General features: G+C 65.2%; 13 protein-coding genes. 6 read left to right on the top strand and 7 right to left on the bottom strand.

The features are described 5' to 3' along the window. Window positions 1-49 precede the first annotated feature (49 nt). A complete protein-coding gene (locus tag PFX91_RS07355; RefSeq protein ID WP_285730388.1) occupies window positions 50-1,009 on the top strand; it encodes a hypothetical protein in 960 nt (319 codons plus the stop codon). Between the two features lie 68 nt (window positions 1,010-1,077). Further along, entirely contained in the window at window positions 1,078-2,910 is a 1,833-nt protein-coding gene (locus tag PFX91_RS07360) for a DNA/RNA helicase domain-containing protein (protein WP_285730391.1), read from the top strand. Between the two features lie 150 nt (window positions 2,911-3,060). Here the strand turns inward: PFX91_RS07360 and PFX91_RS07365 are convergent, their stop codons facing one another. Both PFX91_RS07365 and PFX91_RS07370 read right to left on the bottom strand, forming a co-directional pair. After that, window positions 3,061-3,759, bottom strand: a complete 699-nt coding sequence (locus PFX91_RS07365) for a hypothetical protein (protein ID WP_285730393.1) — start codon at window positions 3,757-3,759, stop codon at window positions 3,061-3,063. Window positions 3,760-4,646: 887 nt separating this feature from the next. Further along, complete coding sequence (locus PFX91_RS07370) at window positions 4,647-6,554, bottom strand: DUF2075 domain-containing protein (protein ID WP_285730395.1); 1,908 nt, start codon at window positions 6,552-6,554, stop codon at window positions 4,647-4,649. Between the two features lie 542 nt (window positions 6,555-7,096). On the opposite strand from PFX91_RS07370, the gene PFX91_RS07375 reads away from it, so the two are divergent. Together PFX91_RS07375 and PFX91_RS07380 are read left to right on the top strand one after the other, a co-directional pair. Then, the gene (locus tag PFX91_RS07375) at window positions 7,097-7,807 is read left to right on the top strand and encodes a DUF5710 domain-containing protein (RefSeq protein ID WP_285730397.1); all 711 of its coding nucleotides are present in this window, start codon (window positions 7,097-7,099) and stop codon (window positions 7,805-7,807) included. A gap of 635 nt (window positions 7,808-8,442) precedes the next feature. Beyond that, the gene (locus PFX91_RS07380; protein ID WP_285730398.1) at window positions 8,443-9,387 is read left to right on the top strand and encodes a DUF1963 domain-containing protein; all 945 of its coding nucleotides are present in this window, start codon (window positions 8,443-8,445) and stop codon (window positions 9,385-9,387) included. Window positions 9,388-9,920: 533 nt separating this feature from the next. Here PFX91_RS07380 and PFX91_RS23105 read toward each other — a convergent pair. From PFX91_RS23105 to PFX91_RS07395, 3 genes are all read right to left on the bottom strand, one after another. Continuing rightward, the gene (locus tag PFX91_RS23105; RefSeq protein ID WP_352231637.1) at window positions 9,921-10,082 is read right to left on the bottom strand and encodes a hypothetical protein; all 162 of its coding nucleotides are present in this window, start codon (window positions 10,080-10,082) and stop codon (window positions 9,921-9,923) included. Between the two features lie 215 nt (window positions 10,083-10,297). Further along, entirely contained in the window at window positions 10,298-10,870 is a 573-nt protein-coding gene (locus PFX91_RS07390) for a TetR/AcrR family transcriptional regulator (protein WP_285730402.1), read from the bottom strand. After that, window positions 10,867-12,327, bottom strand: a complete 1,461-nt coding sequence (locus tag PFX91_RS07395; RefSeq protein WP_285730404.1) for an MFS transporter — start codon at window positions 12,325-12,327, stop codon at window positions 10,867-10,869. The genes PFX91_RS07390 and PFX91_RS07395 overlap by 4 nt, the downstream gene beginning before the upstream one ends. 245 nt (window positions 12,328-12,572) lie before the next feature. Between PFX91_RS07395 and PFX91_RS07400 the strand changes: the two genes are divergently transcribed. Beyond that, entirely contained in the window at window positions 12,573-12,890 is a 318-nt protein-coding gene (locus PFX91_RS07400; RefSeq protein WP_502888272.1) for a TetR/AcrR family transcriptional regulator, read from the top strand. A 464-nt stretch (window positions 12,891-13,354) separates the two neighbouring features. Here the strand turns inward: PFX91_RS07400 and PFX91_RS07405 are convergent, their stop codons facing one another. Beyond that, window positions 13,355-14,509: a hypothetical protein gene (locus PFX91_RS07405; protein ID WP_285730405.1), complete on the bottom strand. Its 1,155-nt coding sequence runs from the start codon at window positions 14,507-14,509 to the stop codon at window positions 13,355-13,357. A gap of 232 nt (window positions 14,510-14,741) precedes the next feature. Here PFX91_RS07405 and PFX91_RS07410 point away from each other — a divergent pair, with 232 nt between their 5' ends. After that, window positions 14,742-14,942 (top strand): hypothetical protein, encoded by a 201-nt coding sequence (locus PFX91_RS07410; RefSeq protein ID WP_285730406.1) that lies wholly within the window; start codon window positions 14,742-14,744, stop codon window positions 14,940-14,942. A 203-nt stretch (window positions 14,943-15,145) separates the two neighbouring features. On the opposite strand, the gene PFX91_RS07415 is transcribed toward PFX91_RS07410, so the two are convergent. After that, the gene (locus PFX91_RS07415; protein WP_285730407.1) at window positions 15,146-15,508 is read right to left on the bottom strand and encodes a nucleotide pyrophosphohydrolase; all 363 of its coding nucleotides are present in this window, start codon (window positions 15,506-15,508) and stop codon (window positions 15,146-15,148) included. Between the last annotated feature and the right edge of the window lie 11 nt (window positions 15,509-15,519).

Here is a 15,519-nt window from a genome sequence, read left to right on the forward strand (position 1 = left end):
GTCGGGAAGAAGGTTCCCGTGAGGAGACGGGGAAAACAGAGGGAGGGCTGTGCAGGGCGCGGCGGGGAAGAAGGACACCACCGAGGTCTACGTCTACGTCGGCAAGGCGGGAGCGGTGAATCTGGACCGGGGGATCGAGAAGTCGGTCTGGGGGTGGAAAACCGAAACAGCGGAGGAGAGAGAACACCATGAGGTGCTCACGTCCCTGAAGAAAGGGGATCTTCTCCACCTCGGTCACCTGGGACTGGGCAGGATCCCCGGCCCGGAGGCCCAGAGCCGGACCGTGGCCAGGCTCGTGACCACCCGGCTGACCGGGGGCCTGTACGAAGACGGATCACACGTCTGGGACGACGAGGTGTACCCCTACCGGGTGCCCCTCACCGTCGAGGGCACCCGGTACGACGTCACCAAAGACGACATCGGCCCCGAAGCGATCGAGGCTCTCCGCAAGTCCGCCAGCGGCAAGGGCGGGCCCAAGCTCCCCGAGAACCGCGAGTCCGTCCTGGAACAGCTGCTGAACGAAGCGATCGAGGCACACAAGGGCACCACCCTCCTGGATCCCGAGGACCCCGCGGACCAGAGGAACCTCGACCTTCCCCCGGTCCTGGACCGTCCCGCCTACGTCTACGCCAGAGCCGAGCAGAAAAGGCTGCGAGCCGAGAAGCTCGAAGGCAGGACCGAGGTGCCCTGCGACCTGTGCCAGATGGTCCTGCCCACGAGGCTGGTGCACACCGCGCACATCAAGCGCCGCAGCGCGAGCTCCCCTCAAGAGCGCGGTGACCTGGGCAACGTCATGAACGCCTGCGTGCTCGGTTGCGACTCCCTCTTCGAACACGGCTTCGTGTATGTGGATGTCGACGGTTACATCCACGCCTCGGAGCAGGTCAGAACCGATGCCCTCACCACGGCCGTCGAGCGCCTGGGCGGCAGCTGCTCGGCCTTTTCGCAGAAGAACGCCCACTACTTCGCCTGGCACCGCGAGAACATCGCCAACGTGAAAAAGAGATGATGCCGCAAACACCCCCCAACCCACTCCGGTACGTCCACGCCGGCCGGGTCGGCGACGCGGACGAAGACGTGAGAAAGCCGGACTTCGTCGAGCGCTGCGTCCTGGCGTACGGCGAGGCCGGGTTCGGTGAACCCGAAGAGTCCGAGATCCGTAGCTGGCGGAACAGTTGGCCGCCACTCCTCGACGCGCTGGTCAGCGCGGGACTGGAGGATCTGTACATCTACCTTGAGTTCGCGACCCTGGATACCGAAAGCCGTATCGACGCCCTGCTTATCGGCCGACGTGGCTCCGGTGAACTCGCCGCCACCGTGGTGGAGTTGAAGCAGTGGACCGAGGCGGTTCCCGTGGCCAAGAACCTGGTGCGTTTGCCGGGCGACGAACGGCTGTGGACGCACCCGCTGGCTCAGACCGTCGGGTACATGGCCTTCCTGGACCAATGGTTCGAGTCGGACGCCGTCGACCTCGAGACGCGCGGTGTCGTCTTCCTCCACAATGCGACCCGCTCGCAAGCGGCCAGGGTCCAGGAGAGCGGGGTGCTCCCTCACGGATACCGGGTACCGGTGGTCAGCGGTGAGGACACACGTGCCTCTTCGGGACCGGCCGAACTGCGTGGACTCTTCCAGTGCGGTGACCTCCAAGGACCCGACGAGCGTGACCTCGCGAGTTTCACCGAGGCCAGGTGGCGGGGGAGTGAGCCGCTTCTGGACAGTGTGGCCGCAGCGGTGAACGGAGCCCCCTCGTTCAAGCTCGTCGGAGATCAGCAGACGGCATTGCTGGACATCAGGGCCCGCGTGCAGGAAGCGCTGGACAGTGGCCGACGCACCGTCATCGTCGTCCAAGGTGGACCGGGTAGTGGAAAAACCGTGCTGGCCATGCGGCTGCTCGGTGAGTACGTGAACAACCCGGCTGTTCGTGCCCGTTACGGAACCCCCTCCGGAGCACTGACACGTAACCTGCGGGAGATCCTGGAGGTCCCCGGTTCGAACCCCTTGTTCCAGCTTCCCAAGAACAAGGTGAGGGACTCACGGTTGCTGATCATCGACGAGGTCCACCGCTACCACCGCGGCGGAGGTGGTCTAGGAACCTACGTACTCAAGAACCTGGCCGAGGTACCGGTAGTGGTGCTCTTCCTCGACGAACGCCAGAGAGTCCGTCCCAGGGAGGGCGTGACCGAACGGGAGATCCGCGGTTTCGCCCAGAACGCCACACCGCCCATCAACGTCGTCACGCACAACCTCAACGGAAACTTCCGCTGTAACGGCTCTCGCGAGTTCAACTCCTGGGTCGACGACCTCCTCTACGAACAGCCCCGACCATGGACCGGGACCGACTACGACCTGGCTGTCAGCCTCGATCCCTCGGAGATGGAGCAGTGGTTGGAGGAGTCTCTGGAACAGGAGCGAACCGCCCGGATCAGCGCCGGGTTCTGTTGGGGGTGGGAGGAGGTCCGACTGGGCGAGAAACTACCCGGAGTCAGCATCGAGTGGGAGGACGGGTCTCACGGAGAGACCCGGAAGTGGGAACGCCCGTGGAACCTGCACAAGGACCAGACGATCGCCGCTGACGGGGAGTTCGTCGGACCGGAGAGCTGGCTGTGGGCCACAGGCCCCGGAGGTGAACGCCAGATCGGCTGCGTCTACACGGCTCAAGGGCTCGAGTACCACGACGCGGGCGTCATCCTCGGCCCTGACCTCGTTCGTCGTGATGACCGTTGGGAGGCCCACCCAGAGGAGAGTCGGGATCGGGGGATGCGGGGGGTGGAGAGCAGGGAGTATCTCTCACTCGCAAAGAACATCTACCGGGTACTCATGACCCGGGGTATGAGATCGTGTCGCCTCTACTCCACGGACGAGGAGACCCAGGAGTTCCTGACCTCCCTCGTTCCGTCGGCCTCAAGGTGATCTCCGGGTGGTGGGCGTATGTGCCCACCACCCGTCTCAGAGCACGAGAGCGACCTCCTCTCATGGAAAGAGTTCCTCCCGAGATCCGTCTCGTGACGCCTTCGGCAGAAGTGAGCTCGAACCACTCCATGAGCCTGCGCTCTGCTTCTGTCACCAATGGCCCCTGCGGCTCCACCTGAGCTGGAGTTGACGAAAATCCGGTAGTACGGCGACCTTCGTGGTGTTCTCCGGTGGCCAGGATTCCTCTTGGACGAAGGGCGCGAGGCAGTAACGGACAGCGGCGGCGTGGCGCCACAGGTCGGGGCAGGTGGCGGCCCCGACGAGGCGTAGGAGGGCGAGCTTCTCGGTATCTGGGATGTCCCGGGTAGTGCTGAACGTGACGGAAAGGTGTTGGAGCCCTCGTTCCCGCACCTCTGCCAAGGAGGTGGGAGTCCTGGCCTTGGTCTTTCGTGGATAGCAGATGGCTGCGAAGTCAGGTGAGATTGGAGACGAAGCCGTGTGCGGACTCAAGCCGGCCAGAAATTCTGAGACGATGCTGCACCAGACGTGCGCCTCGACAACGTTCTTTATGGTGACTTTGGACTCAATTATCTCGCGGGCGCCCAGGGTGACTCTGTCGACAAAACATTCCTGCTCTTCTCTCAGTGCTGTGGTTCCGGAAATACTCGCTTTCGCCTGCCTGATGAAGACGGCATGAAGTGCCTCGTCGACAAGGAGTGTCTCGTACCAGGTGGCTCCTTTCTTTTTGTTGAGAGAGAGGAACTCTATCTCATTCCGGTCGGGAACGTTGCGAGCGGATCGTGTTTTGGTGATGGTGTCTCGCGTGTTCTCATGGAACCCGCCGAACACTTTCTGTAGAGATTCGCGAAGGGTTCTGTATTTCTCGGAGTCGGAACAACTGGATGCTCGTATGATGAGGTCTCTCTGATGCCCGGCGCCACGGCAGTGACAATGGCAGTCCGCCTGTTCAGCTGTTTCGCACGCTGCGTTGTGCCGGGGAGGTGTGAAAGGTGCGTCCGACAACCGGCCTCCTCATTCAAGGGTGTTCTTCTTCTGAAGGGTCCTGCTCGATGCGGTCAGGTCAGCGGCTTCAGGGGCTGACAACTTCGTAGGTGGGGCTCTAGTTCTCCTCGATTTTTCGATGGCAAGTAATTATTCGCAATAAGTGATTCGCTTTCGAGGCTCCGCCGAGCTTCTTGCTTATATGACTACCAGCAGTGCGGTGTCGGATGATATTTCTTTTCGGATAGATGTGTGTCACTCGATCCAAAGTCACGACGAAGGCACACATAGTGGTGGAAAGCCCCCGGTCTTTTCAGGGACCGTGGTGAACCGCTGTGGGCCGCGCGGTTCCCTCTGGGGAGGAAGAGCGCAGGGGTCGCTGCCCGAGTGAGCACAGCCATGGGGCGCGGTTGAGGCCTACGTGGCAGGGTCACATCGCGACAGGCTGACGTGAGCAACTACAGCTGCTCGTGTGGTCTCGGTGTTCCCCACGGGATCTTGGAGTCGGAACCCGGGCTCCTGAGGCGGAACAGAACCCTTCGCATGTTCTTCCATGCACTCCTGAGTAGTGGGGAGTGAAGGTGAAAGTACCTCCCCGGGGGAGGAGGCGGCCCTCCCCGAGCACGGTCCCGTGCGCACCTCTCCTCCTTCCGAGAGGCCATCGGCCGGTATCTCAGGTGTCCGACCAAGGCCACGGAAGGCGGATGTCTCCTTTCGCAGATACGTCCGCTGTGTCAACTCCGTGCCCTGTCGGGGACCTTGATGGGGCTGTCCGACAGTGAGGGGACCAGGTGTCTCAGATGTTCTTGGAGTTCGGGATCGACGGCGTAGACGACGGCGCCCTCCATCGCTCGGGTCAGGAGCACCTTGTAGATGTTGCGGATGTAGGTGCCCGCCTCCTCCGCGGGAAGTCTCTGAGGAAGGTTCCTGTCCTTGTTCTCCCGGTTGTCCGTGGTGAGCACACCGTCACGGAACTTCAGGTCGGGGCCGAGAATGACCCCGGCCCAGTCGTACTCGAAACCCTGTGCCGTGTAGATACACCCGACTTGGTCCAGCCCGCGTGGGTCGGTGGCCCAAAGCGTTCGCGGTGGCGCGCCTCCGAGGACCGTGTCCCGTTTGTTGTTCCAGGGCATGGACCAATCACCGATGCGGACGTCGTCGGGTAGGGTGCCGTCCTCATCGGGCTCGCTCCATGGCCAGCAATAGCCCGCGGTCAGACGTGCGGACCGACTCTTTTCGGTGAGTTCTCTGAGGACCTCTTCCATCTCTGCCGGTGACTCGGCGAGTCGAAGGATGAAGGCTCCGTCGTCCTCCCACCTGAACGACTCATCTTGGGATATGCCAAGAGTTCGCCTCACCCACTCGTCGTAGACCATGCTCCCACCACACCGGAAAAGACCGTTGAGCTGGACATGACGTACCTCGATACCCCGTTCGTCCGCGTACCGCCGGATTTCGGTCAAGGAACCGACTTCTGTAGGGCGGATCACCTGGTGGTCGTCCAGAAGGAACACAGGAACCCTGGCGGCGTTCACCAGTTCCTCGATCTGTGGGCGTTCGGAACGCAGGTCCTTACGTGTCCGCCAGGAATGAGAGGTCTTCCGAAGACGATGAGCCTCGTCGCAGATGAGTACGTCGATATCGTTACGGCGTGCTCGGGTGTATCCTGAGAAGTAGTCGAACACCCCTCGGAGACTCTTCTGCTCGGGGCCTCCCGCGACCACGGTCCGGAGAGTTTCGGTGAAGGCGGAGGATCCGGTCGCGTGTCGGACGTTGTACCCCCGGCGCATGAAGGCCCCCAGAAGTTCCAAGGCTACGGCGCTCTTGCCGCTGCCGGGGCCCCCGGTGACCACCACGATGCGTTTATGGTCGTCGGCGCGTGCCTCCTCGACCGTTCGCAACGCAAGGAGATAGGCCTCCTCTTGTTCTTGGAGCAGATCGAACTGGCCTCTCCGGGCGAGTTGGCGTGCGCTGAGCTGTGTGGTCGACCGTGTGGGGCGGATCATGGAACCGAGGAGCCTGTCAGCGCTCGCCGCACCCGAGACGGAGGCGAAGCGTGAGCGAAGGTAGCCGGTCAGCTGGTCGCGTTCGCTCGAACTGAAGACCATGCCGTACCGCTGGTCGGCCTCCTTGTAGAGATCCTCGATCTGTTCACGAGGGGCATTGTGGAGATAGAGGATTCCGCGTAGTTTTTCTGGATCCTCGTGCAAGCAAGCCAGCTTCTTTCTCATGTTCTTGCAATATTTCTCCACCTGGGGGCCGGGGTGGTCACGTTTTCTGCCTGGCACACCTGTGACATCGACCTTCCTTGGTCGGTCGGGCAAGAGTCGTACCTCGCGCCACTGCTTCAACTCCACGACCAAGAAGCTGTCTTCGCCGGAACCGGGATGGACTCCCGCCAGGACCGCGTCGGCACGTTCACTGTTTCCAGGGATGGAGTACTCGATCAACACCTCGACCTGACCGAGCCCTGCTCGGATCAGATCGTTGGCGAGCACGGGGAGGCTGTTCGCCCATGACCTGCGCTCCGAAAGTCCCGTTGACCGGAGAATCATTCGTTTTACACCCTCGAACACCTTTTCCTCGATCTCGTTGGCGGAGAGGGAAGACAGTTCGTGGGCTGACAGGCGAAGGGCGAACAAGCAGGACTCCTGAGGGATCTCTCACGCGTCATGTCATGACAAAAACCTGAATCAGGTCTTATGACGCCTTGGCACTGCTTTGAGTTCCTGCAGTCGGATTGATAAGCCACTGCCGCCCCTCCCCTCTCACTGGAGTCCTCTGCTGGGCGGTGAGGCGTAGGGGTACGGGAGACACGCGAAGAACTGGACGGGGGCGGATCGCATGTCGGGCCGGTGGCCGGGGTCCCCGGAACTGGGGCGGACCGTCCTCGAACACATCCGGGAGCGGTTCCCGGCAACCGGCGACGCCGTCACGGTGGGGAGCGAGACCGCTCCAAGGGCGGACGAGACCCCCTCCCACGGTCAAAAAAGTGGTGGATTCTGACCGTGGGCGGGGTTCTCACCGGGAAACCCCGACCCTCCAGGCCGTGGGGAGGCGGTGACTCTCGTGCGGCCTCGAGGAATCCTTGCGGGTGGCCGTTTCCGGTCACGTCACGGGCTGACTTCCCGTCGCTTCCCTCGCTAGAGTCACTGCGCCATCACACCCCTACTCGAGGAGTGCAGTGCCTGCCGAACGCATCTGGCTGGACGTCCCCTATGCGGAAAAGGACCTGGCGAAGGCCGAAGGGGCGAGATGGGACCCCCGAGCGCGTCGGTGGTACGCGCCCAGACCAGGCATGGCGGGACTGGAGCGCTGGGCGGCCCGGCCGGACATCCCCACCTCGCTGCCGGGGGAGGACCGCTTGCTCGGCTCGGGGTTGTTCGTCGACCTGGTCCCCACGACATGCTGGTTCACCAACGTGCGCTCGTGCGTGTCCCAGCAGGACTGGGAACGGTTGCGCCGCATGGTCGTGAACCGGGCCGGCCAGGTGTGCGAGATCTGCGGGGCGAGCGCCGACCGTGAGGCCGGGCGTTGGCTGGAGGTGCACGAGAGGTGGGTCTTCGACGAGCACACCAGGACCCAGATCCTGCGGCGGTTGATCTGCGTCTGCACGCTCTGCCACACCGTGACCCACTTCGGTCTGGCCCAGGTGCGCGGGCTGGCGAGTGAGGCAATGGCCCATCTCGTGGCGGTCACCGGAGCGTCGCACGCGCAGGCCCAGCAGCACGTCGATGAGGCGTTCGCGTTGTGGGAGCGGCGGTCGCGGGTGGTGTGGGAACTGGACCTGAGCATGCTGACGGATGTGGGGGTCACCGTCGAACCGCCCCCTGAAGCCTGGGAGCGGGCCCAGGAAGCTCGGAGGGAGCTGACACGGCACCAGGCGTCGTGGTGAACCAGGAACGGAAGAGCGACGTGGGGAGGGGGCGAGTGATCGGCCATGAGGGAAGGGCGGCATGACCGGCTGGTTCCGGGGCCACGACGAGGAGGGTCCGCTGCTCTCCTCGAAGCCGACGACGAAGGGTGGGCGATCCGCCAGATCGCTGTTCGTGCAGCGGACGCGATGCCGGTGACGGCTGCTTCCCCGGGGGGTCCTGCGTCTGCGCGATCACGGTGACCTGGGTGCGAGGAGCGGCTACGAGCGTCGCCACGGCGTGCTCGCGGAGGGCACCCTCGACGGTGGGCGGGAACAGCCGCACACCCACGAGATCTCCCCCGCAGGCATGCGACCGAGCCCGGGTCGCGGTTGGTGCGGTGACGAATGCGATGTTTCTTTGACGGAGTTCGTGAAGGGCTTCCGTGGATGAACGGTGCCTGAACCCGGCGCTTTTGGGAAAGGTATGTGACGGTCCCGGACAAGCGTGGGGGATCCGCGCCCAGCGGACATGGGACGCACCATTCCTTCCCCCGCGATGGGTGACCCTTCGAACGCAGAACCGATCGTGTGTCAGGAGAGGACGAACGCTCCTTCCCTGGAGATGCGCGACTCCCCGGTAACGGAGCGTTGGGAGGCGCCACGATGATCGACCCTTGGCATCCACCACGTACGGCCCCTACCCACCACCCCGTTGGCGCAGCCGAAGTGGAAAAGGGGATACCTTCTCGGGCATGGATCATCAAGGAAAGTTTCGTCGGGCAGCGCTTGAGTCGGGTATTCCGGACGACGAGATCAATAGGTTCAGCCGGTATCTTCGTTTGGCGATCGGATTGTCCGGTCGTGGTGATGGTCCTCCGGTCGGGCATATCGGTGGCCTGCCCCGACTTCCGGTGGGCATGAAGTGGCCCTCCGTCGGGGACATCGCGTTGCCGTTGCTCCTCTCCGTCAATTGTGGGGCCCTGCCGAGGGTCGACGGATTCGATCTCCCAGCGGACGGGACGCTGCTCTTCTTTGTTCACAAAGAGAGGGACTTCGACGAATTCCGGGCCGCTTCGGGACAGTACGCACGAGTCGTGTATGTGTCGGACGGCACCGAAACCGCGATCGCGGAACCACCCGACCCCGGGTGTGTCACCAGGCGGATCGACGCCTACGCCGACCTCAGGGCCGACCTCCCCCTGTGGTTGGACGAGGGTGACGAGGACTGGCACGAATTCTGGGAGGACCTCGAGTGGGACGACATGTCCTCCTTCCAACAGCAGCTGGCCCGGTACAGGGAACGTGAACTGCCGCACCTGGACGAACTTCGGTCTTTGGCCTACGACCTCTGGTCGTCCGGCGCCCACCTCGTCATCGGCGGGTACGCCGATGACGAGGTGACGATGGACGGCGTCACGGCGAAGAGCCTCGGCGGGGGAGGGCGGTTTTCCTTTTTACCGGAGGAGGACGCGCTCCGGTCGGCCTGCGACTGGATACCGCTCGTCAATGAGGGACGGGTGTACGCGGAGCACTACACGAAGTTCATGATTCGTCACGACGACCTGGCCGCCGCTCGGTGGGACAAGGCGCTGAGCGTCACCGGTTTCGATGCCCCATGACTCTCGCTGCGGTCTTCGGGTGGGTCGCTGTGGCCAGGTGGAGCAATGCAGGAACGTTGGTGCGCTGGGCACTCTTCGGCTCCTGTCGGCGATGGTGGCCGCGGTGTCCCGGCCGAGTCGGTTCCTGAGTACGTCGAGAGGATCCGCGAGGCTCGGCCCACCGGCCATCCGTCCTGGGCTTGCTACCAGGGGTAAGAACACGGCTGGGTGATCGGGGTTGTGACCTGGGATCGGGGCCGTTCCAGCCGTGGGTGGGGACTCCATACCGGGACGGGCCAGGAGCACGCCGCCCCCACACTCGTGGAGCCCTCGGTCGCGGGCTCGCCCGAGGCGGGTCGACCGGACGTGGCCGCCGGGGCCTGGCCGCGACGGTGCGCACGGGGGCGACGCCGTGCGCGGGAGGGTGGGGGAGCGTGCGAGGAACCCCGCATAACTCGGACCGTGGCGCCGGGCGAACGAGCCGCCCCCAGCTCGTGGGCCACCGAGCCCGCCGTGGTTCGCGGGCCCTTCACGAGGGCCCGCGAACCGGTGTCTCAGGTGTCGCAGCTTTGACAACGCCGGGTGGCGACCCGCTTGGTGTTGCCCTTCGTGGCCCGGGCGGGGGAGCTCTCGTTGAGTCGGCGCCACAGGAGTGGGTCGGGATCGTTGATCCAGCCCCATGCCGGTGCCGCGATCTCGGAGTCGGACTGGTGCATGCACCCCGGGCGGTGGGCGATACCCCTCGGTGAGATGAGGATGGCGCCGCGAGGGAAACGGGACTCCTCGGAGGTGGTCTCGGGCCCTTGCCCGGATCGGCCGCGGTCTCGGCTCACGAGTGAGCACGCGCAGCCGCCCTCGATGGGGAGTTCACAGAAATCACAGCGTTCCATGCTCTGATCATGCCCTGTTCCCCCGAGGAAGGGCAGGGCACTCAGTCCGTGGGGTGCGGTTCCTCCGGGGGTGGGCAGGCGTCGATCTGCTGCTGGACGAGTGGACCGTACAGGTCCAGGAGTTCGTCGCGGGAGATCGACTCTGCGGGAAACAGGCCCAGGCCTCGGACTCCTTCGGCCAGGCCGAGAATCTGACAGGCCACGGCACTGGCGTGCCGACGGTCGGGGGTGGTGTCCCCGATCAGGTCGCTGACACGGAGCAGAAGTCGTTCCCGAATCTCTTCGCGGGTGCGTTGGGGGTCGGGCGACTCGCGCGAGTGGGAGAGGGCGACCAGCAAGGGGTCGGGAACTCCGTGTTCCCTCCGGGTGAGGATCTTCTGCACCAACGCGCGCCCCAGCTGGGAACGGGGCAGGTCCAGTTCCGCCAACGGGATGTCGTTGGGGCCCATCTCGTTGAACAGTTCGGCCTTGCTCCGGTAGTGCTTCATCACCAGGGCTGGGGAGACCCCCGCCGAGGTGGCGATGTCGCGGATGGTCACCGCCTGATACCCGTGTTCGGAGAAGAGTTCTCGGGCCGCGTCGAGGATGGTGCTGCGACTGTCGGGTCTGCTCACGGCTTCATCTTCTCCTGATCTTGGGTGGCCCTGGTGGCGGGGGCGGGTTCGGGGACGATTCCTTCCTCCTCGTCGCGTCCCCGTGCCGGGACCAGGAGCGCGAACAACACACTGGCCACGCACACGGCCGCGCCGAGGAGGTGGGCGGTGAACATGGCCTGCGCGGAGGGGAGCACCACGCCGTTCACGGTCACGGTCAGGGAGGCGAAGATCAGCGCCACCACGGCACTGCCGCTGGAGGTGCCCATCGAACGGACCAGGGCGTTGATCCCGTTGGCCGACGCGGTCTCGTTGCGGGGCGAGGACGCCATGACCAGGGCGGGCATGGCGGCGAACGCGATGGCGCTGCCGACGCTGACGAGCATGTTGCCCAGCACGACCTCCCACAGGGCGGTGCTGTTGAGCATCCGCCACAGGTAGGTCAGGGCCATGACCGCACCACCGATCAGCAGCACGGTCCTTCCGCCCCAGCGGTTGAGCATGCGGGCGGAGAAGGGGGAGAAGGCGAGCATCATCAGGCCGCCGGGCACCATCGCCAACCCGGCCACGGCCACGGTCAGGCCCAGGCCGTACCCGGTCGTGGTGGGGACCTGGAGTTCCTGGGTGGTGACCAGACCGTTCAGGAACATGCCGACGCCGACGAAGTACGAGGAGACGTTGGTGAACAGGATGGGCCGGCGGACCGCGGTGCGCAGGTTCACCATGGGTTCGCGCACGCGCAGTTGGAGGGGGATCCAGATCGCCAGGCAGACGAGGGAGAGCACGGTCAGGCCGATGACCTGTCCGCTGCTCCACCCCCACGTGGCCCCCTTGGACAGAGGGAGCAGGAGGGAAACCAGGACGACGGTGAACAGCAGCGCACCGACGATGTCGAAGCGTCCGGGGAAGCGCTCGGTGGACTCGTTCAGGGTCAGGGGGATGGCGACGAGGAAGAACGTGCCGACCAGCGCGGTGGTCCAGAACAGCGAGGTCCATCCGAAAGCGCTGTAGAGCACGCCGGACAGCGGCAGCCCCAGGGCTCCGCCGATACCGAGGGTGGCGCTCATCAGGGCGATGCCCCCGGCGAGTTTCTCCCGGGGCAGTTGGTCACGCATGATGCCCATGCCCACGGGGATCAGGGAGGCGCCGAAGCCCTGCATGGCGCGGCCGACGAGCATGAACAGGAAGGTTCCGCCGATCGCGGCGATGAGCGAGCCCACCGTCATGACCGCCAGGGAAACCAGCAGCATGCGGCGTTTGCCGTACATGTCGGCCATGCGGGAGACGATTGGGGTGGCCACGGCTGCGGTGAGCAGGGTCGCGGTGACCAACCAGGAGGCGTCGTCGGCGGACACGTCGAGGATCTTCGGAAGGTCCGGCAGCAAGGGAATGACGAGTGTCTGCTGCAGTGAGACGACCATGCCGCAGAAGGTGAGGATCCCCATGGTGACCCAGGAGGGCACACGCAGGACGGACATATTTTGAGCTCCAGTGCGACGAACGAGGGTGGGTGTGCCCATGAGAAAAGGGGTGAACAGGTGTTCATCCCTGTGAGTAAACACTTGTTCACCCCATTGCGTCAAACGCCCGTCACCCAGCGGGGGCCTTCCCGACGGACCCGGGAGCGGCGGGGCTTCGCGGGATTCCTCGCTGGGGAAAGGGTGTTGACGCACATCTGTGAGCGAGTGGCACTTCTTCTCTGCGGAACCGGGAGGGCGTCGGCGTGGTGGATCGGCGAACGCGGAGGAGAGGGCTCAACAGGACCGCCATCCAGCGGGCAGCACTTCGGCTCTTCGAACAACAGGGCTACGAGGCGACCACGGTCGTCCAGATCGCCCGGGAGGCCGGTGTGTCACACATGACCTTCTTCCGCTGCTTTCCCGCAAAGGAGGACGTGGTATTGAGCGATGAGTACGACCCGATGCTGGAGGAACTGGTCCGGGAACGGTTGTACTCCTGCTCCGCCGTCGAACGGATCCACCGGGCCACCCTGGAGCGAACGCACATGATCGAGCAGGCGGAGAAGAACCGCCGGCAGTAGAACCGACACCGGCCTCGACCACGCCCCCGCGTGTGGCCGGGGTCTTGTCATGCTCCGCCGTGACGCTGCTCAGCGTGCCACCCTCCCTGCTGATCTGTGACGGTGCGCTGGGAGTGGTGTTCGTGACAGAGCGCACGCAAGCCGGTCTCGTCGTAGCCGCGCGGCCCGTTCGGCCCCTTGCCGTCGGTGTTCGCCCCACCCGCCCCGGAAGGGGGCAAGGCCTGACCCCGCTTGAGGGAGATCTACGAGGACGCCCACAACCGCACCCTTCCCCCACACCCGCGGCCGGCTTGCCCGACGCGGCCGAACGGGGTCTCCTCTCCCGCGTGGCCCTCGTACTGGTGCCGGCGCTCTTGTCGGGGCGTGCCTCGTGCCGGTTCGCCAGAGCGTGAACCGAGGCGAGGAAACCGGCCGAAGGGTTCTTCCGGCCGGGAGGTCATCGGGGCCCGGGGTCGCGGGGGTGTTCAGTACCAGCTTCCAGTGCCGTACACACGGCCGTGGCTGGTCGGTTCGTCGGGGTCGCCCTTGTCCATGGCCACGGTCGCCAAGATCGCGCCCGCGCCGTCGGGGACACCGGCCAAGCCGCGAAAGACGATGTCGTGGTCGGTGGCGACGAGTTCCTGGCGTGTGCGTTCTCCGTCGGCCGTGCGGTGTTCCATCACCGTGTTCCAGTGACCGTCGACCAGGTACAGGCCGCCTCTACCGTCATCGGCGACCGCCTCATAGGACCCCTCTTCGTCACCGACCTCGATGGTCCACTCGGTGCCGTCGTAGTGGGCCAGAACCGGGCGCTGGTGGTTATGTTCGTCGGGGTCCTTCCAACTGATGTCGCCCACGGCCCACACGTCGTCGGACGCGCGCACGAGTATGTCGTTGAAGCTCGCACCGGGTTCGCCCCCGGGGATGTCCACCTCGGGGATCTCCTCGGGGGCCCAGCCGGAACCGTCCCAGCGTTCCACGGTCAGTTCTCCGCTGCGGTCACCGACGGCGAAGACCTCCCCGTCCTCGGAGGAATCCAGGCCCGAGGTGACGGTCGGGGCCGGCCGGGGGTTCCACGCGTGGCCGTCGAAGTGGGCCGCGTAGGTGTCGAAGGAGGAGGTGCGGCCCAGCATCCAGGCGCCGCCGTCCCCCACCGGGGCCAACGCCGTGGGCTCCCAGGTGGGGTCGATCTCGGACATCCGCCAGGACGCACCGTCGTGGTGTATCGCCGAAGCGCCCTCCTTGACGGTGTGGGCCAGGGCCCAGACTCGTCCGTCGGCGTCGGAGACGGCGAGGACGGGGGCCGAGCGCAGGGCGTCCGGGAGTGATTCCCGCCGCCATTCCCGGCCGTCCCAGAGCACGAGCCACGAGGACGAGCCGACCTGGGACCTGGAGCCGTGGAACACCCACACCTCATCGGCGGCCGTGGCCGTGACCGCAGTGGGGAAACCGTCCTCCAGCTCCGTGCCGCGCAGACGGTCCCACGTGGTTCGTGTGTGCGTGGGGGTGGCGGGGGCGGACGGGACGGCCGGGGTGGCGGCGCAGGCCACCCCGGAGATGCCCACCACCCCGGCCATCACGGCCGCGAGGAGGTGTGTCCTTCCGGGTCGTGTGCGGTGAGCGTGCGCGTCATGCCCCATTCACGTTTCCTTTTTTGGAGGGCGTAATTTCCCTGAAAGCGTGTGAACCCCCGCAAGGGAGACGCACACGAGGTGGTCGGTGTTCACAAGACCGTGGGGGAGAGGTGCCATTTTTCATGAAAAGGGGGTCGAGGTTTCGTGTGGTACTCGATCCGCGAACACCGTCCCGGCCGAGGCTTGGTGGCAAAGCCGCAGGTGAGGGAAAGGAGGGGAGTCGATTCGAGGGGGAACGATGATCGTCTACCAGGAACTCATGGAACACATGGCCCGCGAAGGCAGCGTCACCGACAGCGAGGAGGCACGCCGGGCACTGGAGGCCACGGCCAAGGCACTGGCCCGGCACACCTCCCCGGACACCCGCCTGGGGGCCTGGGCACCTGGGGGCCGAGAGGTTCGTGGCCACGACGTTGCGCATCGTGCGCAAGGCTCCTGACCAGGTGGGGTTCCACTACGTTCCGCGCCGACCAGGCGATGACGACCTGATCCACCGTCCTGCGCGTAAGACGGTCACGGTCCCCGCCCGGGGTCGCGGAAGGCAGGTGAAAGTGGCCCCGGGCGGGGGTGGTCCCGGGGAACGGCGGAACAGCGCGTGTTCGCCGGACCGGGAACCGGAACCGGTTTCCGCGCGGCTCGCCCTCAAGTCCCGTCTTGGTGTGCTGTGTACTTCAGTGCGTTTCCTCGTGCTTTGGCCACCGGGTAGCGCTCTTCATTGAGGCGGGCCTTGTCCCTCAGAGCCTCGTCCAGGTCCACGTCCAGGACATCGGCCAGCCGCAGAAGGTAGGAGAACACGTCGGCCAGCTCATGGCGCACCGCCTCCGCCCGCTCAGGATCGTCCATGACCTGGGCGGCCTGTTCCGGGGTCAGCCACTGGAACTCGGCAGCCAACTCGCCGACCTCGCCCGACAACGCCATGACCAGGTTCTTGGGTGTGTGGAACTGTTGCCAGTCCCGCTCTTCAGCGAAGGCGGCGAGCGCAGCCTGCAGTGATGAGATTTCCATACGTGATCCTT

Source organism: Nocardiopsis sp. ATB16-24 (assembly GCF_030271535.1).
Classification (GTDB): Bacteria; Actinomycetota; Actinomycetes; order Streptosporangiales; family Streptosporangiaceae; genus Nocardiopsis.

Coding starts and splice junctions, on each gene's coding strand:
- PFX91_RS07415 (WP_285730407.1), bottom strand. CDS start 15,508: ATGGAAATCTCATCACTGCAGGCTGCGCTCGCCGCCTTCGCTGAAGAG.
- PFX91_RS07405 (WP_285730405.1), bottom strand. CDS start 14,509: ATGGGGCATGACGCGCACGCTCACCGCACACGACCCGGAAGGACACAC.
- PFX91_RS23105 (WP_352231637.1), bottom strand. CDS start 10,082: ATGCACCAGTCCGACTCCGAGATCGCGGCACCGGCATGGGGCTGGATC.
- PFX91_RS07395 (WP_285730404.1), bottom strand. CDS start 12,327: ATGTCCGTCCTGCGTGTGCCCTCCTGGGTCACCATGGGGATCCTCACC.
- PFX91_RS07410 (WP_285730406.1), top strand. CDS start 14,742: ATGATCGTCTACCAGGAACTCATGGAACACATGGCCCGCGAAGGCAGC.